The organism is Nocardia jejuensis NBRC 103114 (genome assembly GCF_001613145.1).
GTDB classification, from domain to species: Bacteria; Actinomycetota; Actinomycetes; order Mycobacteriales; family Mycobacteriaceae; genus Nocardia; species Nocardia jejuensis.
This window is the reverse complement of sequence record NZ_BDBU01000018.1, coordinates 241,456-262,016: the sequence shown is the minus strand read 5'-3', so window position 1 is coordinate 262,016 and position 20,561 is coordinate 241,456. Positions and strand designations below refer to the sequence as shown.

The 20,561-nt window shown below is 66.9% G+C and carries 19 protein-coding genes; 8 read left to right on the top strand and 11 right to left on the bottom strand.

Annotated elements, in window-relative coordinates; all coding sequences use genetic code 11:
- Window positions 1-13 precede the first annotated feature (13 nt).
- On the bottom strand, window positions 14-802 hold the full coding sequence (locus NJ1_RS14890; RefSeq protein WP_281202127.1) for an SDR family NAD(P)-dependent oxidoreductase: 789 nt from the start codon (window positions 800-802) through the stop codon (window positions 14-16).
- Between the two features lie 240 nt (window positions 803-1,042).
- Here NJ1_RS14890 and NJ1_RS14885 point away from each other — a divergent pair, with 240 nt between their 5' ends.
- Window positions 1,043-1,642, top strand: a complete 600-nt coding sequence (locus tag NJ1_RS14885) for a TetR/AcrR family transcriptional regulator (protein WP_067693570.1) — start codon at window positions 1,043-1,045, stop codon at window positions 1,640-1,642.
- A 92-nt stretch (window positions 1,643-1,734) separates the two neighbouring features.
- On the opposite strand, the gene NJ1_RS14880 is transcribed toward NJ1_RS14885, so the two are convergent.
- The 8 genes from NJ1_RS14880 to NJ1_RS14845 are packed head-to-tail and all read right to left on the bottom strand — an operon-like array spanning window position 1,735 to window position 10,423.
- Entirely contained in the window at window positions 1,735-3,171 is a 1,437-nt protein-coding gene (locus NJ1_RS14880; RefSeq protein WP_067693987.1) for an MCE family protein, read from the bottom strand.
- Between the two features lie 2 nt (window positions 3,172-3,173).
- Window positions 3,174-4,325, bottom strand: coding sequence for an MCE family protein (locus NJ1_RS14875; RefSeq protein WP_067693567.1), 1,152 nt, complete (start codon window positions 4,323-4,325; stop codon window positions 3,174-3,176).
- Window positions 4,326-4,327: 2 nt separating this feature from the next.
- Window positions 4,328-5,563, bottom strand: a complete 1,236-nt coding sequence (locus NJ1_RS14870; RefSeq protein ID WP_067693564.1) for an MCE family protein — start codon at window positions 5,561-5,563, stop codon at window positions 4,328-4,330.
- The gene (locus NJ1_RS14865; RefSeq protein WP_067693561.1) at window positions 5,560-6,579 is read right to left on the bottom strand and encodes an MCE family protein; all 1,020 of its coding nucleotides are present in this window, start codon (window positions 6,577-6,579) and stop codon (window positions 5,560-5,562) included. The genes NJ1_RS14870 and NJ1_RS14865 overlap by 4 nt, the downstream gene beginning before the upstream one ends.
- Before the next feature lie 2 nt (window positions 6,580-6,581).
- Window positions 6,582-7,604: an MCE family protein gene (locus NJ1_RS14860; RefSeq protein ID WP_067693559.1), complete on the bottom strand. Its 1,023-nt coding sequence runs from the start codon at window positions 7,602-7,604 to the stop codon at window positions 6,582-6,584.
- Window positions 7,601-8,761, bottom strand: coding sequence for an MCE family protein (locus tag NJ1_RS14855; protein WP_067693556.1), 1,161 nt, complete (start codon window positions 8,759-8,761; stop codon window positions 7,601-7,603). The genes NJ1_RS14860 and NJ1_RS14855 overlap by 4 nt, the downstream gene beginning before the upstream one ends.
- 8 nt (window positions 8,762-8,769) lie before the next feature.
- The gene (locus NJ1_RS14850) at window positions 8,770-9,615 is read right to left on the bottom strand and encodes an ABC transporter permease (RefSeq protein WP_067693553.1); all 846 of its coding nucleotides are present in this window, start codon (window positions 9,613-9,615) and stop codon (window positions 8,770-8,772) included.
- Window positions 9,616-9,625: 10 nt separating this feature from the next.
- On the bottom strand, window positions 9,626-10,423 hold the full coding sequence (locus NJ1_RS14845; RefSeq protein WP_067693550.1) for an MlaE family ABC transporter permease: 798 nt from the start codon (window positions 10,421-10,423) through the stop codon (window positions 9,626-9,628).
- Window positions 10,424-10,771: 348 nt separating this feature from the next.
- Between NJ1_RS14845 and NJ1_RS14840 the strand changes: the two genes are divergently transcribed.
- Window positions 10,772-11,752 (top strand): Rv1363c family protein, encoded by a 981-nt coding sequence (locus NJ1_RS14840; RefSeq protein WP_245717392.1) that lies wholly within the window; start codon window positions 10,772-10,774, stop codon window positions 11,750-11,752.
- The gene (locus NJ1_RS14835) at window positions 11,680-12,279 is read left to right on the top strand and encodes a twin-arginine translocation pathway signal (protein ID WP_067693547.1); all 600 of its coding nucleotides are present in this window, start codon (window positions 11,680-11,682) and stop codon (window positions 12,277-12,279) included. Before NJ1_RS14840 ends, NJ1_RS14835 begins: the two co-directional genes overlap by 73 nt.
- 21 nt (window positions 12,280-12,300) lie before the next feature.
- Here NJ1_RS14835 and NJ1_RS14830 read toward each other — a convergent pair whose 3' ends face one another.
- The gene (locus tag NJ1_RS14830) at window positions 12,301-12,930 is read right to left on the bottom strand and encodes a TetR/AcrR family transcriptional regulator (protein ID WP_067693544.1); all 630 of its coding nucleotides are present in this window, start codon (window positions 12,928-12,930) and stop codon (window positions 12,301-12,303) included.
- A gap of 149 nt (window positions 12,931-13,079) precedes the next feature.
- Between NJ1_RS14830 and NJ1_RS14825 the strand changes: the two genes are divergently transcribed.
- From NJ1_RS14825 to NJ1_RS14810, 4 genes are all read left to right on the top strand, one after another.
- Window positions 13,080-14,252, top strand: a complete 1,173-nt coding sequence (locus NJ1_RS14825; RefSeq protein WP_067693542.1) for a spirocyclase AveC family protein — start codon at window positions 13,080-13,082, stop codon at window positions 14,250-14,252.
- Between the two features lies 1 nt (window position 14,253).
- Window positions 14,254-15,114 (top strand): CbbQ/NirQ/NorQ/GpvN family protein, encoded by an 861-nt coding sequence (locus NJ1_RS14820; RefSeq protein WP_084478213.1) that lies wholly within the window; start codon window positions 14,254-14,256, stop codon window positions 15,112-15,114.
- Window positions 15,115-15,197: 83 nt separating this feature from the next.
- A complete protein-coding gene (locus NJ1_RS14815) occupies window positions 15,198-16,895 on the top strand; it encodes a nitric oxide reductase activation protein NorD (RefSeq protein ID WP_067693978.1) in 1,698 nt (565 codons plus the stop codon).
- A gap of 250 nt (window positions 16,896-17,145) precedes the next feature.
- Window positions 17,146-18,435 (top strand): lipase family protein, encoded by a 1,290-nt coding sequence (locus NJ1_RS14810; RefSeq protein ID WP_084478211.1) that lies wholly within the window; start codon window positions 17,146-17,148, stop codon window positions 18,433-18,435.
- A gap of 154 nt (window positions 18,436-18,589) precedes the next feature.
- On the opposite strand, the gene NJ1_RS14805 is transcribed toward NJ1_RS14810, so the two are convergent.
- Window positions 18,590-20,119 carry a DHA2 family efflux MFS transporter permease subunit gene (locus tag NJ1_RS14805; RefSeq protein ID WP_067693975.1) on the bottom strand — a complete coding sequence of 510 codons (1,530 nt, stop codon included), beginning with the start codon at window positions 20,117-20,119 and terminating at the stop codon, window positions 18,590-18,592.
- Window positions 20,120-20,320: 201 nt separating this feature from the next.
- Between NJ1_RS14805 and NJ1_RS14800 the strand changes: the two genes are divergently transcribed.
- Window positions 20,321-20,539: an NfeD C-terminal domain-containing protein gene (locus NJ1_RS14800; RefSeq protein WP_067693536.1), complete on the top strand. Its 219-nt coding sequence runs from the start codon at window positions 20,321-20,323 to the stop codon at window positions 20,537-20,539.
- Window positions 20,540-20,561: the final 22 nt, after the last annotated feature.

The window sequence follows — 20,561 nt, the reverse complement described above, 5'->3', positions numbered from 1 at the left end:
TCCGGTCGTGTCCTCATATCACCGAGCCGCCGTTCACTCCGAGAACCTGACCGGTGATGTATCCGGCCTGTTCCGAGCACAGGAACACGCACGCCGCGGCGATGTCCTCGCCCGTGCCCAGATGCCCGACCGGAATGGCGCGGGCCATGGTCGCGTTGTCGGGGAGATTTCCGGCCGCTTGGGATTGCCTGGACATCGGCGTGTCGATGCCCGAGGGCGGAATCGTGTTGACGGTGATGCCGTTCGGCGCGTATTCGCGGGCGAGACCCTTGGTCATGGCGACGACCGCGCCCTTGGCCGCGGTGTAGTGGATCATGCCCGGCGATCCGCGCTGCGCGCTCGAGGACGAGATCGTCACGATCCGGCCCCATCCGGCCGCGAGCATGTCCGGGATCGCGGCCTGCACGCAGTGGAAGACGCCGGTGAGGTTCACCTCGACCACGCGCTGCCAGGACTCCGGGGAGATCTCGGTGAAGGGGGCGAACCCCACCAGACCCGCACTGGTGACCAGGATTTCGATGGCGCCGAACTCCGCGCGGACCTTGCGCAGCGCCTCGCGCACCGCGGCGCGATCGGTCACGTCGACCTCGCACGCCATCGCCTGGCCGCCCTCGGCGCGCAATTGCTCGGCCGCGCGCTGGGCCGCGGCGGCGTCGATGTCCAGGACCGCGACGCGGTCACCGTTCTCGGCGAAGGACCGGCAGATGGACAGTCCCATCCCCGATGCGCCGCCGGTCACCACCGCGACCCGCGCGAGGCCGGCGCGGCGCGGTGCGGAAGGGGGCTTCTCCGAAGTCGTCACAGGCAACACCACATTCTTCGATCGACCGCGCGGCACCGGGCCGTCACGGCGGCGGATCGGGGAAATGCCCCGCTCCAGGGCCTTAATCGAGTGATTAATTAAGCGAGTGATTAACATATACGGCAGCGGATTCGCCGCTGTCAAGACACCATCGGGTACGCCCCTCGCGGGATCGGCGCGGCGACCGCACGCCGGCCCGTCCGTAAGCTGAGTCGGCACAGCACCCAGGAGGCCCCACACATGAAGTCCGAGCGCGGCGCGACCGCGGACAGCGTGACCACGCGAGCCGCACTGCTGGACGCGGCGCAGCAGATCATGCTCGAGGAGGGCTACGCCGCGGTCAGCACCCGCCGCATCGCCGCACTGGCGGAGGCCAATTCCGCACTGGTGTATTACTACTTCGGCAACATGGACAATCTGTTCGTCGAATTGTTCCGGCGCGGCGCGGATCGCAGCTATCGGCATCAGCTCGACGCGCTCGAGTCCCCGCAGCCGCTGTGGGCGCTGTGGGACTCCATTCACGATCAATCCCAGACCGCGCTGACCATGGAGTTCGTCGCGCTGGCCAATCATCGCAAGGCCATCCGCGCCGAAATCACGGAGTCCTCCAAGCGATTTCGCGCACTACAGCTGGCCGCGGTGTCGGAGATCCTCGCGAGATACGGTGCGCAGCAACGCCCTTACACCCCCGGGGCGCTGGTGCTGCTCATGTCCAGCATCTCGCGCTTGCTGCGCATGGAGGAGGCCTTCGGCATCGACACCTGCCACGCCGAGACCATCGAACTGATCGAGACCTACCTGCGGGACCTGGAAGGCGAGCGCCGGCTCGAGCCACGATGAACCGGCCGCCCCTCGCCGTCGATGGGGAAAGGCGGGGGCGGCCGGTGAAACGCCGGGGCGGGCAGGGCCGCCCCGACGGGTTCGGTGCCGCCTCAGTGCGGCAGCAGGTCCTTCCACACGGCGGTGCCGGGGCGGGACAGATCGGTCTGCTGATAGAGGCGGCCGTCGGGTCCGACGTATTTGCCGGTCTGCGGGTCGTACCGCGCGATGCCGATCGACGGGGACACCAGGTTCTCGGCTCCCGAGGGGGCGCCCTCACCGGGCCCGTAGCGCGAATCCGGTGGGATGCCCTGGCTTTCGAGACCGGGATCGCGTGGGTAGGGGCCCAGCACGGGCTGTGAGTCGGCCACCGGCTGATACTCCTGGTCGCTGTTGCACAGCTCGGCGGTCGGGGCGCGTTTGCCCGGATGCCCGAGGCAGGGGAAATTGCGCGCACCGCGCACCGCGACCTCCGAATCCTGCGGGAGTTTGCAGTACATGCCGTCGGGGGTGTCGAGGGTGGTGATGTCCGAGGGCAGCCGCCACGAGGACGGCGGCAGGAACCCGACGGTGCACGCGGGCGGGTCGGAGGTGCCGCTGAGCCGGAAGTCGCCCACACCCCAGCCGGAGGCGTTGTTGGTCGGGTGCACCGCCTCGATCATCGAGATGGCCGGGGGCAGCAGCACCAGGACCTGTTCCAGCGCAGCGTGATACGTGACCGCGAGCTGCCCGACGCTGGAGAGGTTGGCCAGCAGCACCGGCAGGGTCAGTTTCACCGAGTCCAGCAGCTGGGTCACATCGCGCACGGCGCCCGGACCGGTCTGCAACAGGGTGCGAATGTGGGGGTCCTCGGCCACCAGCTGGGCGGTGACACCGGAGAGGCTGCGGGTCCAGATCCGGATCGCGTCGGCGGTGCGGGCCTGCGAATCCAGCAGGGGCGCGGTGTCTTCCACCAGGGTGCGGGTGGTGCCGCCGACTCCGTTGAGGTCGGCGGACAGCGTCCCGGCGGAGGTCAGTAGCGAGTCCAGATCGTGGCCCGCGCCGTTCACGCCCTGGAACAGCTCGCCCAGCAGATCGTGCAGTTTGTCCTGGGGGATGGTGCCCACCAGTGCGCTGAGGCGGTCCAGCATCGGGCCGACCGGCTGCGGAATCGTGGTGTCGCGCTTGGCGATCACCGATCCTTCGTGCAGATACGGTGGGGAATCGGTGCGCGGTCGCAGGTCCACGTACTGCTCCCCCACCGCCGAGACGCTGCGCACCTGCGCGTCCAGATCGGCGGGGATCTTCTGCGATCCGCTGATCGTGAGGGTGGCCCGCACTCCGTCCCCGGTCAGTTCGACGCGGGTGACCTTGCCGATCTCGACGCCGCGATAGGTGACGTTGCCGAACCGGTAGAGCCCCCCGGCCGCGGGCAGTTCGACGGTGACCTCGTAACTGCCGATGCCGGCCAGGGTAGGCAGTCGCATGTAGACGGTCCCCATCACCGCCAGTCCGATGACCGACAGGATCGAGAAAATGATCAGCTGCGCCTTGACGAAACGCGTCAGCAACATCAACGGCCTCCGGGGCTCTGCGGTGCGGGGGGCTCGATCGCGACGGTGAGCGGGTTCCTGGTCTGGGTGGCGTAACCGGGATCGCCCATGGCGGCCTGGATCACGGCTGTCGGATCGCCCCAGGGCGTGCCCAGCAGCAGCTCTCGCCGCAGGCGTGGGATGGTCAGGTCCACGGTGGCCATCAGGTTGACGTAGTCGCCCTTGAGCGCGTGGTCGATGCCGTACTGGCCGTAGGGGTAGGTGGTGGCGAAGGCGACGGCGGACCCGATCTTGGTGCCGACGTCGGCGAGCGCGTTCAGGGTCGGTTCGAGGTGTTCGAGATCGGTGACCAGATCGCCCTGCACGTCGGAAACCACGCCCGTGGCGACGGTGCTGAAGGTCTTCAGTTTGTCCAGGGCGGTCACCAGATCCGGGCGCACCGCCAGCAGCGCGTCCAGCGCTGGGGGCAGTTTCTGCAGGGTGTCGGTGAGGACATCGCGTTGTGCGGCAAAGGTTCCCGACAACCGTTCCAGGCCGCTGATGGTGGCGACGATATTGTCGCGTTGGCTGTCCAGGGTGCTCATCAGGGTGTCGAGGCGGGTCAGCAGGGCGCCGATCTTGTCCTGGCGGCCGGTGAACGCCTCGTTCAGGCCGTGGATGATGTCGCCGATCTGACCCAGCCCGCCGCCGTTGACGACCACCGATACCGAGGCGAGGGTCTGCTCGGTGGAGGGGTAGGTGGAGGAGTCGCTCAGCGGGATCGTCGCCCCGGCGGGCAGCGCGCCCGCGGGTGCGACGCCGGGCGGGGTGCCCAGCGCCAGATGGCTCGAGCCCAGCAGGCTGGTCTGCCCGATCGAGGCGACCGCGTTGGCCGGCACGACGGTGGCGGGGCGGATGGTGACCTCGACGTCCGCGTGCCAGCCCTTCAGTGTGATGGCTCCGACGCTGCCGACCACCACATCGTCGATCAGGACCGGCGAATTCGACACCAGGGTGCCGACATTCGCCATTTCCACGTGGATGGTGGTGGAGCCGGGTTCGTGACCGGTCGCGCCGGGCAGCGGCAGCGAATTGACCCCGTGCCAGCCGCAGCCGGTGGCGCCGAGGAGCGCGCAGGCCCCGACGGTCAGGAGTTTTCCGTATCGCCCGCGGGGCGGCGGTGTCGTGGTCATGGTCAGTGCCCTCCGCCGGGGAAGAGAATGTCGAGCAGGCTGGGCAGGGTGGGCGCCTGCGTCTTGGTGTCGACCACCTGGGGAATGAGCTCGGGCTGGGTGTAGATGATGTTGTTCGGATTCGCGGTCGGGCCCAGGACCGGATTCACCGCCACCGGAAGGTAATTGAACTCGAGCAGTTTCAGGAACGGCCCGAGGTAGTCGCGGCAGCGCGTCGCGGAGTCGGCGGCGGTGAGGTTCTCGAGACTGGCGATGCCGCCGCAGATGAACTGGATCGGGTTGGTGAAGTTGTTGAGCGCGAAGACGCCCGCTTCGGTGGCGGTATCGGGGTTGTAGATGTTGTAGAAGTTCGCGAGGCTGGTCGGGAACAGGTGCAGCAGCTCTTCGAGATCCTTGCGGTGATCGACCAGGTTTTGTGTGACGTTCGCGAGCCGCTGCACCTGCTCGCTCGCCTTGTCCCGGTTGGCGTTCACGAATCGCTGGATGTCCCCGACCGCGACCGACAGGCTCGACAGGGCGGCGTCCAGGTCCGAGCGGCTGTCATCGAGCAGGCTCGAGAGGCTCGCGAGCCGGTTCTGGAATTGCACGATCTGCACGTTGGAGTCGCGCAGGGTGGTCACGAACTGCTGCAGGTTCTCGATGATGGCGACGATGTCGCCGCTGCCGTCCGCGAGAACCCTTCCGACGCCGGATAATTGGGTGAGGGTGCGGCGCAGTTTCTCGCCGTTGCCGGCCAATGCGTTCGCGGCGCTGTCGATGAACCGGCCGGTGGAACTGCCCGAGAGCGTATCGGGTCCCAGATCGGTTGCCAGTCTGGTCAATTGGGACTTGATCTCGTCCCATTCGACCGGGGCGGCGGTGCGCTCGAGCGGAATGACCGCGCCCTCGCTCAGCACCGCGCCGTTGCCTCGATAGGACGGGGTGAGCTGGACGTAGCGGGCCGCGATCAGGCTCTGCGCCACGATGATCGCCTTGGCCTCGGCGGGGATCCGCACATCGCGGTCGATGTCGAGCACCAGTTCGGTGGTGGTGCCGTGCGGTTCGATGGAGGCGATGCGCCCGACCTCGACGCCCGCGACGCGCACCTCGTCACCCTGGTAGATGGCGGTGGCCGAGCTGAACACGGCGCGAATCGTGCGGGGCGCGAACATGAGTCGCTGCACCACCACGATGCCCGCGATGAGCACGACCGCGGCCAGTATCGCCGCCGCGAAGCGCCGGACTCGGGGACTTCTCATCGGGGCGCCTCCGCGTTCGGCAGTGGAATCGATCCGAAAGCCTGGTCGATGAACGGTTGGATCACTTCTGCCGGAATGAGGTTCGCGACATAGGCGTTGTAGAAGGGCCCGCTCGAGACGATCTCGCCCTGGGTCAGGGTCACCTTCACCAGTCCGGGCAGTGCCGCGCCGATGCTGTCGCGATTCTTCTCGAGCATGGCGGTCACCGAGTTCAGATGGTCCAGGGTGGGCCCGAGTTCGGCTTCGTTGTCCGCGACCAGGCCCGAGAGCTGCCGGGCGACAGCGGCGGTGTTGGCCAGCAGGTCCACGATCGCCTGGCGTCGTTCGGTGAGCACGCCCAGCAGCGAATTGCCGTTCAGCAGCAGGGCATTGAGCTGGTCGCTGCGCTGGGCCAGAATTCCGCTGACGTCGGCGGTGGCGCCCAGCAGATCCCGCAGCGAGGCATTGCGGTCGTTGAGCGTGCGGGACAGCGCGCTGAGTCCGTCGAAGGCCGGACCCAGCTGTGGTGCGACGCGATCGAGCATCGAGGACAGCAGGTTGAGCGAATCGTTCAGCGCCTTGGTGTCGATGTCCGAGACGTTGGTGGTGAGGTCCCCGACCGCGTCGGTGAGCGAGTACGGCGAGGTGGTGCGCGCGATCGGGATCGTCTGTGTGGAGCGCAGGGTGCCGGGGCCCTCGGAGATCAGGGTCAGCACCCGTTTGCCCAGCAGTGAGCCGGTTTTGATGTGCGCGGAGGTCTTGTCTCCGAGCCGGACCTTCGAATCGAGCGTGAACACGACCTGCGCGTCGCCGTCACGCAGGGACACCTTCGCGACCCGCCCGACTTTGACGCCCGACACGATCACCTCGTCGCCGACGCGCAGGCCACCGGCTTCGGTGAACATCGCCTCGTACCGGACGGTGGTGCCCCACTCCATGAATCGCTGGGACTGCAGGCCGATCAGGATCATGCACACGATCAGCACGATGCCGACCAGTCCCTGGCGGACGAGATGACTACCGCGATATTCGAGCATGGCTAGGGCGCACACCTTCCCGTGTCCTGGGCGACCGCGGGCAGGACCACGACCTGGCCGGAGGCGTCGTTCACCCGGACGGTGAGCGAGCACAGGTAGTACTGGATGAAATTGCCGTAGGTGCCGGTGCGCGCCATCTTGCGGAAGTTCTCGGGGGCCTTCTGCAGGGCTTGTTCGAGGGTGCCCTGGTCCGCGTCCAATGCCGGTGCGAGGCGGGCGAGTTGATCGATCGTGCCCGCCAGCGGGGGCCGGGCCTGGGTGAGCAGGTCGGCGATCGAGGCGGTGCCGGTGTCCAGGGCGGTGATGGCCGCGCCGATCGGGTCGCGATCCTGGGAGAGCTGGGTAACCAGTTGTTCGAGTTTGTCGATGGTGCCGGAGAACTGGGCCCCGTCCTGGGACAGGGTCTTCATCGTCGTGTTCAGGTTGTCGATGAGTTGCTGCACCACCGCGCCGTTGTCGGCGAGCGTCGTGGTGAAGGAGGCGGTCTTGGACAGCAGCGAGTCCATCGTTCCCTCCTTGCCCTGCATGATCTCGAGCAGCGACCAGGTGAAGGTGTTCACATCCCGTGCGTTCAGCCCCTGGATCACCGGTTCGAGTCCGCCCAGCAGCAGGTCCAGATCCAGTGCGGGCGTGGTCTTCTCGACCGGGATCCGGGCGCCGGGGCGCAGGATCTCGGTCGAGCCGGGCCCTTCGGTCAGTTCAAGGTACCGGTCCCCCACCAGATTGAGATAGCGGATCGCGACCCGGGTGCCCGTGGTGAGGGCGATGCCGCGATCGGCCTCGAAGGCGACACTCACGTGGTGGTCCGCGCGCAATGACACACCGCGGACCGTGCCGACCCGCACGCCGGCGATGCGCACGGTGTCCCCGGTGCGCAGTCCGGAGGAGTCGGTGAAGTCCGCGGAGTAGGCGTCCGAGGCGCCGGAGCGGTAGTTGCTGAACACCACCAGCAGCACCCCGGACAGCACCAGCATCACCGCGGCGAAGATCCCGAATTTGAGCAGCGGGCCGTTGCGCGTGCTCATCGGTGCCCGCCGCTCGGGGGGATGCCGAACAGGACCTGTTGCAGCGACTCGACATTGAGCGTCACGTTCTGATCGCCCCTCTCGAACGGATTGGCGCCGACGTCGGCGACCACGAACTTGGGGCGGCCCTGGTAGGGCACGGGAATGACCGAGCACTGCGGTCCGCCGGTCGCGGCCACCTTGGGCAGGTCCGCGGGATAGCGGTACGGATAGGTGCCGAACAGGAAGTTCGCGGAGATGGCCACGCCCTCGTACCGCGCCGGGGGCAGATCGTGCAGGGTGGCCAGGCCGGTCACCGAGCAGTCGATGGCCGCGTTGTACTCGTCGGTGAGTTCGGTGGTGGGCACCAGCAGGCGCAGGGTCGTGGCGAGGGCGGAGCGATTGTCGCCCAGGACCTGGGTTCCGGTGTCGGACAGGCCGATCAGTCCGGTCAGCAGGGCGTCGAGGTTGTGCTGTTCCTGGACCACGGTCTCGCTGATCGAGGCGGCATTGCCGGCCAGTTCCAGCAGCGCGGGCGCGGAGTCGGCGTAGGCGTCGACCACCGCCGGGGCGAGGGTCAGATCGTTCGTCAGGGCGGGCAGTGCCGGTTCCACCTGTGCCAGAAACGATTCCAGGTCGGTGAGCATGCGTCCGGTCTGGTCCCCGCGCCCCTTGGTGGCGGCCGCGATCGCCCCGAGGGTCTCGTTGAGTTTCTCCGGTTCGATCCGCCCGAGCACCTGGGTGAGCTGCTGGAACACCGTGTTGATCTCGACGGTGACGTGTCCGGCGTCGAAGACCTGTCCGGCGGTGAGGGAGGCGGAGGCGGGATGCTCCGGTGGGATCAGTTGGACGTACTTCGCGCCGAAGACGGTCGTGGAGGAGATGTCGACCGAGACATTGGCCGGAATCATCCGCAGCTGAGACGAATCGATGGCCAGTTTCAGCGCGGCGGTCCCGTCGGGCCGCTCGTCGATGGCGCTCACCCTGCCGACCGTGATGCCGCGCATCTCGACCTTGGCGTCGGGGTACATCACCAGCCCCGCGCGCGGCGAGAGCACGGTCACCGCGACGGTGTCCTCGAGACCGCCCTGGAACAGGATCGCCGCGCCCGCGACGAACCCCGCGATCACTCCGACGGACAGCACGCCCACCGCGGGGCGCAATACATTCGATAGCACGGACTCCCCTAGCCGGACAGATTGAAGTTGCCGTTGGCGCCGTACACCGACAGCGAGACCAGCAGCGTCACCGATACGACCGCGATGAGCGAGGTGCGCACCGCGTTGCCGACCGCGATGCCCACTCCGGACGGGCCGCCGCTGGCGAAGAAGCCGAAGTAGGTGTGTATCAACAGGATTGCCAGCGCCATGAGCATCGCCTGGGCGAAGGACCACACCAGGTCGATCGGATTGAGAAAGGTCGAGAAGTAGTGGTCGTAGAGTCCGGCGGACTGGCCGAGCAGCACGACGGTGGTGAACCGGCTGGCGATGAACGAGGCGATGACAGCCAGCGCGTACAGCGGCGTGATCGCGATCATGCCCGCCACGATCCGGGTGCCGACCAGATACGCGATCGGTTCGATGGCCAGCGATTCGAGCGCGTCGATCTCCTCGTTGATCCGCATGGCGCCCAATTGCGCGGTGGCTCCGGCGCCGAAGGTGGCCGCCAGGCCGATGCCCGCGACCACCGGTGCGGAGATGCGGACGTTGATGAACGCGGACAGGAATCCGGTGAGCGCCTCGATGCCGATATTGCCCAGCGAGCTGTAGCCCTGCACCGCGAGTGTCCCGCCGGTGGCCAGGGTGAGGAATCCGACGATCACCACCGTGCCGCCGAACACCGCCAAAGCTCCTGCGCCCATGCTGATCTCGGCGATCAGGCGGATCGTCTCGCGGCGGTAGTGGATGGCCGCGAACGGTGCGCGGGTGAGGGCTTTGACGTAGAAGATCGTGTGATCGCCGATGCGGCCCATGCTCGCGACGGGCCGGCGCAGGCGGCGCAGTGCGCCCGGATATCTGGCTGCGATGGTCATCGTGTGCTCCTCACCGGGCCGTCATCTGGATGCCGATGGCCGTGACCACGACATTGATGACGAACAGCGACATGAACGCGTACACGACGGTTTCGTTGACCGCGTTGCCCACCGATTTGGCGCCGCCGGTGACGATCAAGCCCCGGTAGCAGGCGACCAATCCCGCGACGACACCGAACAGCAGCGCCTTGACCGAGGAGATGATCACTTCGTTCACTCCGGTGAGCAGGGTGATTCCGGCGGCGAAGGCGCCGGGGTTGACGTCCTGGACGAAGACGGAGAACACGTATCCGCCCAGGATGCCGATGATGCAGACCAGATTGTTCAGCAGGAATGCCACCAGGCCGGAGGCGAGCATGCGTGGAGTGACGAGGCGCTGAATGGGATCGATGCCCAGCACCTGCATGGCGTCGATCTCTTCGCGGATGGTGCGCGAGCCCAGGTCCGCGCACATGGCGGTGGCTCCGGAGCCTGCCACGATCAGCACGGTCACCATCGGCCCGACCTGGGTCACCGCGCCGAACGCCGCTCCCGCGCCGCTGAGGTCGGCGGCGCCGAGCTCGCGCAGCAGGATGTTGAGGGTGAAGCTGACCAGCACGGTGAACGGGATGGCCACCAGCAGGGTCGGGATCATCGAGACCCGGACGATGAACCAGGACTGCTCGAGGAATTCGCGGGTCTGGAACGGGCGGCGGAACGCGAAACGCACCGCGTCCGCCGACATCGCGAACAGCCCGCCGACCGTTTGCAGGACTCCTGAGCTGCGCCGGGACAGCCCCGGAGACCAGCGCCGAACTCTGGCCGCCATGTATCCACCGGTCTTCCACTCACTGACGGAAATGTGATTCTCATCTATGACGAAGCTTACATGCGAGAAATGACAACGCAATACTCCTCCAGTCGTGGGATCACTCCGCCACAACCCACCCCGGAGGGTAAAACGCCAGTAAGTCACATGCGGTGCCCGCGCCGGGCCCACAACTCTCGGCGCGCCACCGCACACCCCTGATCAGGAAGAAGAGTTCCGCTTTCCTGTCTCGAATCCGGCTGCCTGCCAGTCGACTTCCCCCCGCGCTGAAGTACGGAAACTTTATTTCCGCAGCACATGACGGCAATGGTGCCACGACTGTGCCGTTTTCGGGATCAGGTTCCAGATTTGAGTGATAACGTCGTTCTCGCCAACGACGGACGCGACGGATGTGGAAGTGCAATGGAGGATCTCGCGGATCCAGATACCGACCTCGACCCGGCCCCGCAGGTCCGCGTCGGCACCGGTGCGCGCGCCCTGCGATATGCCGCGGAGCAGGCGCAGGTCGCCGCGGACGAAGCCGAGGCCGCCGCACAGGAGGCCAAGGCGGTGGCGCTCGCTGCCCGCGCCCGGGCACTGGCCACCCTCGCGCGCCAGCGCGCCGAGGACGCGGAGTCCTCGGCGCACGACAGCGCGGCCCCGGCGCGAGACGAGGCCCGGAACCCCGATGCCGATGCCGTGGACGAGACCGTTCCCGAGCAGGAGGCTGCCGCGAACAACGATGCCGGAGAAGGCGACTCCGCGCCCGAGGAGTTCGTGGTTCGGCTCACGAAGGATTCGCACGAGAACCCCGAGACCGCACCTCCGTCCCGGTTGCGCCGGCTGCGCGCGCGAGCACCGCGCGGCACACCGCGCCGTATCGCACTGACCGCCGCGGCCCTGGTGGTGATCATCGCCTCGGCGGGGACGAGCGGATACTCGCTCTGGCATCACCATCAGCTCTCCGAGAAAGACAGGCGCGCAGCGGAATTCACCGCTGCCGCCCGCCAGGGGGTGATCGCGCTGACCTCGCTGGATTTCAACCACGCGAAAGATGACGTGCAGCGGGTGCTGGACAATTCCGCGGGTGCGTTCCACGACGACTTCCAGGGTCGTTCGGAGGATTTCACCAAGGTCGTGCAGCAGTCCCAGGTCACCACGGCGGGCAAGGTCAATGCCAGCGCGGTGGAGTCGATGACCGAGGACTCGGCGGTGATCCTGGTCGCGGCCACCTCACAGATCACCAATTCCGCAGGCGCGCAGCAGGAACCGCGAGTGTGGCGGCTCAGCGTGACCGTGTCGCGGGTCGGCGGCCAGCTCAAGATATCGAAAGTCGAGTTCGTTCCGTGATCGGTACCGCACGCGCGTGGCTCGCCCGCGCCCTTCGTTCCCTGCGCGCCGCACCGGGTGTGGCCGCGCTGAGCGTCCTCACGGTCGCGGCCGTGGTCGCGGCCGCGACCCTGATCGGGTCGCAGTATCTCCCGGACCGCCGGGTCGGGCAGGACTCCTCACAGTCGGCGCTCGCGGCCGCGAAGGAGGGGACCGTGGCGCTGCTGTCCTACGCCCCCGACACCCTCGACCGGGATTTCTCCACGGCCAAAGCCCATCTCACCGGCGACTTCCTGACCTACTACAACCAGTTCACCGATCAGATCGTCACCCCGGCGGCCAAGGCGAAATCGGTCAAGACCAGTGCGGTGGTGGTGCGTGCGGCGGTGGCCGATCTGCGTGCGGACTCCGCGACGGTGCTGGTGTTCATCAACCAGACCACGACCAGTTCCGAGAAGCCCGATCCGGCCATGACGGCCAGCAGCGTGCGGGTCTCGCTCACCAAAGTGCATGCGTCCTGGCTGATCTCGGCCTTCGACCCGGTGTAGCCGGTCCCGGCGTGCGGCGGATCAGCTCACGCCGGGGACGGGATGCGCCTCGGGCAGTTTGATGACCGACAGGTACATCTCGAGTGTGGGCCGGTACAGGTCGATGTCGTTGAGCTGACTGCCCAGCACCACCGAATCGCAGGTGGCGATCAGCACGTGCGCGAAGGTCAACGGCGGGATCAGCAGGGTGCCGCCGATGCGGTGCAGACCCTCGACGATGAACTCCCCCAGCGCCTGCACCACCTCGAGCCGCTTGGCCGCGACCCGTTCGCGCACTTCGGGATTGCGCAGCAGGTACAGCGTGAACTCGTGGCCCAGCGCGGCCTGTTCCGCACCCCGGTCGGTGCCGAGTTGACGCCACCGCTGGGCGATGTCGTCCAGTTCGCGCGCTCCGACCTCGCTCACCGCGGACAGCAGCTCGGCGAAGGTGTCGAAATAGCCGCGCCAGTACCGGTCGCTCACCGCCAGGAAGAGATCTTCCTTCGTGCTGAAGTGCTTGTAGATGGCGCCCTTGGTGTATCCCGCGGTATGCGCGATGTCATCGAGAGTGGCTGCGGTGAAGCCTTTTTCGGCGAACACCGCCTCCGCGGCATCGAGTAGGAGCGATCGGGTGTGCGCCAGCCGCCGCTCGGTAGTCCACCGCTCAACCATGTCGGCGAGTCTAACAGAGGATCTAGGAACCCCATTGGATTCTCAGATACCCACTGGTATATTGGCGGCGTACTCATCGCAGATCCGCCTCCCGTGTCCGAGCGGTCGAGCGAGCGATGTGGTGCATCGATCCAGAAGGAGGCAGTTTCATGACGGAACTGTCGAGCAAGAAATCTGCTCCCCATGTCAGCGAGCCGCTCGGCGACACCGCCTCGCTCGGTTCCCAGGTACAAGCGAAAAGCAAACCGGTCCGGATCTGGGCCGTTATCGGCGGCGTGATTCTCGCCTTCCAGTTGTATGTCTGGATTCGGTGGATCACCGGACCCAATTTCGAGCGGGTGCCCACCGGCCCCAGCGATCCACCGACATTGATGAAGACGATCCTCATCGTCTGGACGACCGTGATCCTGATCGGCCTGCCGGTCGGCATCTATTTCTTCATCGTCCGCCCCTGGCGGCGCGAACGCCGGATCACCACCGACGGCATGCTGCTGGTGGCGTGCGGCCTGCTGTTCTTCCAGGATCCACTGCTCAATTACTTCAATACGTGGAGCACCTACAACACGTGGATGTTCAATCGCGGATCCTGGGTGCTGGATGTTCCGGGGTGGCGCTCGTTCGGCGAACCGGGCCACATGATGGCCGAGCCGATTCTCATGAACGCGCCGGGATATTCGTACGGCATTCTGATGTGCACCATTCTCGGCTGCTGGATCATGCGCAGGGCCAAAGCGAAATGGCCGAACATCAGCAATACGGGATTGATCGGCGTGCTGCTGGTCTGGACGTTCTTCTTCGATTTCGTCATCGAGGGTTTGTTCCTGATGCCGATGGGCCTTTTCACCTATCCGGGTGCGATCCAATCGCTGTCGATCAATGCCGGCACCTACTATCAGTGGCCGTTGTACGAGGGGCTGATGTGGGGCGGTGTGCAGGCGGGGCTGTGCTCGCTGCGCTACTTCACCGATGATCGCGGCCGCACCTTCGTCGAACGCGGACTGGACCGCGTCCAGGGCGGTTTCGTGCGCCAGCAGGGCACCCGCTTCCTGGCGATCTTCGCCGCGTGCAGCATCTTCTTCTTCGTCTGCTACAACATTCCCGCGCAATGGTTCGCGATGCACACCGACCCGTGGCCGGCCGATATCCAGAAGCGCTCGTATTTCGATATGGGCATCTGCGGCGAGGGCACCGGGCGCCTGTGCCCCGATCCGGTGCTGCCGATCCCCGGCAAGGACACCGGCTATATCGATCCGGACGGAAAGCTCGTGCTGCCCGAGGGCAAAGAGCTCCCGAAAGTCGTTCCCTACGATCGAGGAAATTGAGATGTCGAGCAGCCGATCGAGCACTGTCGCAACCGATTCCGGCCCGGCCGATGCCGAGTCCACGATTCCCCCCGGGTGGGAGACCGCACCGTTCTACCGGGCGGTCGGCAACGAGGCGGAGGTTTTCCGCGCGGCGGCGCGCGGCGGCCTGCCGGTTCTTCTCAAGGGCCCCACCGGATGTGGCAAGACGCGTTTCGTGGAGGCGATGGCGAACGAGCTCGGCCGGGAGCTGATCACCGTGGCGGGCCATGAGGATATGACCTCCGCGGACCTGGTCGGGCGTTTCCTGCTCAAGGGCGGAGAGACCGTCTGGGTGGACGGCCCGTTGACCCGGGCCGTGCGCGAGGGCGCGCTCTTCTACCTCGACGAGGTGGTGGAGGCGCGGCAGGACACCACGGTGGTCATTCATCCGCTCGCCGATCATCGGCGTGAGCTTCCCGTGGATCGGCTCGGCACCACGTTGCGGGCGGCGCCGGGGTTCCAGCTGGTGATCTCCTACAACCCCGGCTATCAGAGCGTGCTCAAGAACCTCAAGGAATCCACGCGCCAGCGCTTCATCGCCATCGACCTCGATTATCCTTCTGCCGCAACCGAAATCGAGGTGGTGGCGCACGAGGCCGGGGTCGATGCGGAGACCGCCCGCGCGCTGGTCTCGCTCGGCAACGCCATTCGGAACCTGGACGGCTCACCACTGCGCGAGGTGTCCTCCACCCGCATGCTGATTCTCGCGGGAAGTCTGGTGGCCGGTGGGCTGGATCTGCGCGCTGCGGTCCAGTCCGCGGTGGTGCAGACGCTCTCGGACGACCGCGATGTGGTGCGCGCGCTCGGCGAACTGGTCGATGCCGTACTGCCACGGTCGTGAACGACGTGGATACCTACGACGTCGATACCTACGGCACGGATATCGACGACGCGGATACGAACGGAACGGATACGAACGGAACGGTGCGCGGTCGCTCGGATCCGAGTCCGTCCGAGCGGTTTCGCCTGCTGGCCACGTTCGTGGCCGGCCGGGCCGTGACGGTCGCGGAGGCCGGACCGGGCGAGCGGGCACACACCAACGGCCGGGTCGTGTTCGTCTCGGCGGGGCGGGCGCTCGAACAGCAGCGGCGCGAGGTGCTGCTGCAGAGCGCTCTGCTGGGTGCGGGGAGTCTGGACCCGCGGTGGGTCAAGGCCCTGCGTGGCCGCCCGGTGATCGCTCGCCGCTATCTGGCGGTGGAGGGTCGCCGGGTGCTCGCCGAGCTCGGGCACCGACTCCCCCTCGCCGCGGCGCTGGCACCCGAGGGCCCGGCGTTCACCGCGAGCACGGGCGACTCGCTCGACACCGCACGGGGCCGAGCGAAACTCCCCGATCCTCCGGAGTGGTTCGGGGTCCTGAAGCCCTCCCGGCTGCTCGAACCGGTCGCCGGTCCGGGCGCGCGGGCCGGCACGCAGGAGTTGCACCTGCAATTCGATCCGCTCGATGTCCCCGAGACCGAGGACGACGGTGACGAGGAACAGTCCGGCGGGAGCAAAATTCTCACATTGTTCGAGAACCCGCTCTTCAGTTCGCAATCGCTGATGGATCAGATCCGCAAGCGGCTGGGCAGTTCGCGGTCGTCCTCCGACGGTGCCGCCGGAGCCGAGGCGAAAGTGCGCGCCGTGCGGCGAGCGCGCGTGGTCGGGCCCGAGGCCCGGCCGCTGCCCACGCAAATCCGCTTCACCGATGCGGACAAGCCGGGCGCCGCGGTGGGAGTGGGCGGGGCGCTGCATCCGGAATGGGATGTGCACAAGCAGCGGTATCGGCCCGAATGGTGCCGGGTCCTGGACTTTCCGCTCACGGTCGCCGCGGACATCTCCGCGGCCGGAATCTCGGCCGATGACGTGCTGCGGCGGCGGCTGGCCCGGGTCGGGCTGGGCCCGAAGGTCTTACGCGCGCGACCCGATGGCGACGATCTCGACATCGAGGCGCTGATCGATCTGTTCGTCGATCTGCGCTCGGGCCATTCGCGCGCGGAGAACGTCTACCTCGAGCACCGCAAACTCGCACGCAATCTCGGCGTGCTCATCCTGCTCGATGCCTCGGGTTCGGCCACCGACACCGATCCGGAAGGCTTGGCGGTGCACGATCATCAGCGGCGCGCCGCGGCCACGCTGGCGTTGACGCTCGAGGAACTCGGGGATCGCGTCGCGGTCTACGCGTTCCGCTCCCAGGGGCGGCACGCGGTGCATCTGCCGGCGATCAAGACCTTCGATCAGCGGTTCGGCGCGCTCGGGCGAGCCCGGCTCAATCAGCTCGAGCCGGCGAACTACACCCGTCTGGGAGCCGGGATCCGCGGCGCGGGAGCGATTCTCGCGAACGAGGCCGGGACCCAGAACCGGCTGCTGCTGGTGCTCTCGGACGGGGTCCCGTACGACGACGGGTACGAGGGGCGCTACGCCGAAGCCGACGCGTACAAGGCACTCGAGGAACTGCGCGCCGACGGGGTGGCGTGCCTGTGCCTCTCGATCGGCGCCACCACCGGCACCGAGGAGCTCGAGCGCGTCTTCGGATCGGCGTCCCACGCCGGGGCCGCGACGCTGGGCGAGCTGAGCCCGAGGATGGACGAGCTGTTCTTGTCCGCGTTGCGGGAATTGAGCGCACCGCGCCCGGTACGGGCGTGAGAGTCGGCGTGCGGGCGTGAGAGTCGGCCGCGCTCACCGGTTCCCGTCGGGCAGGTCTTGACGGAAACCGGTGAGCGCGACAAACTACCAACCGGTAACCGGACATTACTGTCCGGTTACCGGTTGGAGCCCTGATCGGGAATCGTCACCGAAATCCTGTTGCCCTCGTTGTGCCGCAGCATGATTCGTCCCTCGATCAGGCCGTAGCTTCTCGAGGGGATTCATGAGGAAAGTACGCACGATCGCCCCGATGTTGTCGGCGATCGCGGCATTGTCGGTGGCCACGGCCACGACGACGGTCTGCGCGCCCCCGGCGTTCGCGGCATCGGATTCGTTCTACACCTATCACGGCGATGTCCCGCTCTCGGACATCGAGCCCGGGACCGTGCTGGACACCCGGACGCTGAGCTATCACATCGCCGGTATCGCCACGCCCGTCACCGCGATCCAGCTGCTCTATCGCACCACCGACGCGCAGTACCGCCCCAGCGCCGGAGTCACCTCGGTGCTGATCCCGCCGGGCGGGGCGGATCCGGCCAGAGCCGTTGCCTACCAGTCGTTCTACGATTCGCTCGATCCCGAGCACGGCCCCTCGCGTTCGATCGCGGGCGATCTGAGTTTCGGCGGGATGGTGGTGGCCTCGGAGGCGACGCTGATCTCGGGAATCCTGGCGGGCGGATACACGGTGATCATCGCCGATACCGAAGGGCCGCAGGCCGATTTCGCCGCCGGGCCCGAGTACGGGATGACCACCCTCGATTCGATCCGGGCCGCGACCCACAGCGCGGACACGAGCCTGACCCCCGAGACCCGGATCGGGTTGATGGGTTACTCCGGCGGCGCGATCGCCACCGGCTGGGCCGCGGCACTGGCGCCCACCTACGCTCCGGAGGTCGATGCGCGGATCGTCGGCGCGACCGAGGGCGGACTGCTGGTCAACCCCGCGCACAACCTGCGCTATGTCAGCGGCAGTCTGGGCTGGTCCGGGGTGGCGGCGATGGCGATCATCGGTGTCGCGCGCTCCTACGGCATCGATTTCACCCCGTATCTGAGCCCGTACGGTGCGCAGATCGTCGCCGCGGTCGAGCACGCCTCGATCGGCAACGTGCTGTTCCAGCATCCCGGACTGACCTGGGCGCAGATGGTCAAGCCCGAGTACGCCGACCCCAACAGTGTTGTCCCGCTGGTGGATTCGGTGGACAAGGTGAATCTGGCCACCGCGCCGACTCCGACGATCCCGCTGTACATCGCCCAGGGTGCGGGCGGCGAGGCCGAGGGCACCAGCGGTGGCAATCCGAGCGTGGGCCCCGGGGACGGGGTGATGGTGGCCGGTGACGTGCGTGCACTGGCGCGCCGATACTGCGAGAGCGGCAACGCGCTCGTGGAGTACCACCAGTACGACGGCCTGAGCCACATTCCCACCCTGGCGGTGTGGTCCACCGGCGCGCTCGCGTGGATCGACGCGCGTTTCGCCGGGCAACCGGCCGGATCCAGCTGTGGTGCGATCGCCCCGGGCAATCCGTTGTCCTCGGATCTGTAGCGGGTTCCTGTCGCGCCTTGCGCGCAGCTACCTCCGCGCAAGGCGCACAGCTACATTCGCGCACCGCGCGAAAAACGATCGCCCGCCCCGACTGCTGCCGGGGCGGGCGATCCGCGTCGATGTGCTCGGGTAGTCGAGGTGCTCGGGGTACCGGCTAGTGCGCGACGACGGTCGTCGCGCCGATCCCCTCGGGACTCTTGGGTTTGACCCGCGGCAGGAAGAACGCCGGGATCAGGGTCAGCAGCAGGAGCACGAGCGCGACGATGAAGGTGTGCGCGAACGCCTGCGCCGCCAGATCGAAGCCCTCGTCCAGTGCGCCCGGGGGCAGGTCCTGGCCCACCTTCGGGTTGTAGTGCGAGGCGATGGCCGCACCGGCGAGTGCGTGCTTGTTCAGCAGCGAGGTCAATACCACCGAAATCGTTGCGGTGCCGATGGATCCGGCGGTCTGGTTGATGATGTTCATCAGCGTGGAACCGCGTGCGACCTGTGCGTGGGTGAGCGTCTGGATGGCGGCGGTCATGGTCGGCATCATGGTGCAGCCCATGCCCAGGCCCATCACGAACAGTGCCCCGATCAGCATCGGATAGGGGGTGTCGGCCTTGACCTGGGTCAGGAACGCCATACCGATGGACAGCACCGAGATACCGGTGAGCACGATCTTTCCGGGCCCGATCTTGTCGACCAGCCGGCCGGCGATGGGCATGGTCAGCATCGCGCCCAGGCCCTGCGGGGCGATCAGCAGACCGGCCATCAGGGTGGATTCCCCGCGCACCTGCTGCAGATAGCTCGGCAGCAGCAGGCCCGAGCCGAAGAACGCCATCGCGAACAGGGTCATCGTCAGTACCGCGTAGCGCAGCGATTTGTTCTGGAACAGATGCAGATCGATCAGCGGGTGTTCGGTGCGCAGGGCGTGGAACACGAACGCCACCAGCAGTGCCAGGCCGATGCCGGCGGGGATGAGCACCTTGGCCGAGGCCACGGTGCCCTCACCGGGGATCGAGGACACTCCGTACAGGAACGCCGCCAAACCCGGTGAGGCCAGCAGCATTCCGACGAAGTCGAAGCTCTCGGACGGTTGCGGGTTGTCCTTGGGGAAGATGATCGCGGCCAGGATCAGCGCCACGATGCCGATGGGCAGGTTGATCAGGAAGATCCAGTGCCAGCTGTAGCTGTCGATCAGCCAGCCGCCCAGGATCGGTCCCATGATGGGGCCCAACAGCATCGGCACGCCCAGCACGGCCATGACGCGCCCGATGCGGGCGGGCCCGGCGGCGTGAGTCATGATCGTCATGCCCAGCGGCATGAGCATGCCGCCGCCCAGGCCCTGGATCACTCGGAACGCGATGAGCGAGTTGATGTTCCACGCGGTGGAGCACAGCACCGAGCCGAGTACGAAGAAGATCAGCGCGGCCATGTAGAGGCGTTTGGTGCCGAAACGATCAGCGGCCCAGCCGGTCAGCGGGATCACGGTGGCCAGTGCCAGGGTGTAGCCGGTCATGGACCAGGCGGCAATGGCGTAGGTGGTGTGGAATTCTTCCTGGAACCGCGGAATCGCCACGGTCACGACGGTGATGTCGAGGATCGACATGATCGCGCCGAGCACCACGACGCCGGCGATCTTGAGTACGCCGGCGTCCAGTTTGTCGTCGGCCGAGCCGGCCGCTATATCCGGAGGGGTGGTCACCGCTTCAGCCTGCCAGGTCGATCGCTCGAGAACCAGCAATATTCTTCCGGCGCGGTGCATTTACCCATCAGGAGTTCCTTTCGGAAACCAGCGGTGCCTGCGGACCGAGTAATCATACCGACCAGTAGCAATTATTCGGCTAAATTCGAGCACTCCGTAAACGGTCGTACGCTGGGAACAAGAGGGCAAGGAGTCTCGGCGATGACCGACCCGGTAGTGGGCTTGACGGGTACGCTGACCACGCCGATCCGACGGGCGGGAGCACTCGGGGAGGTGCTGGTCGCTATTCGAGGGGGAACAGAGCTGTACATCGCGCGCGCCGAGGAGGCACTCGCCGGGGGCACCAGCGTGCTGGTCGTGGCCGTGCATCCGGGCCGAATCGTCGACGTTGTTGCGTGGATACCGCTTCCCGGCGATTGACTTTCGACAATTCATCAATTCA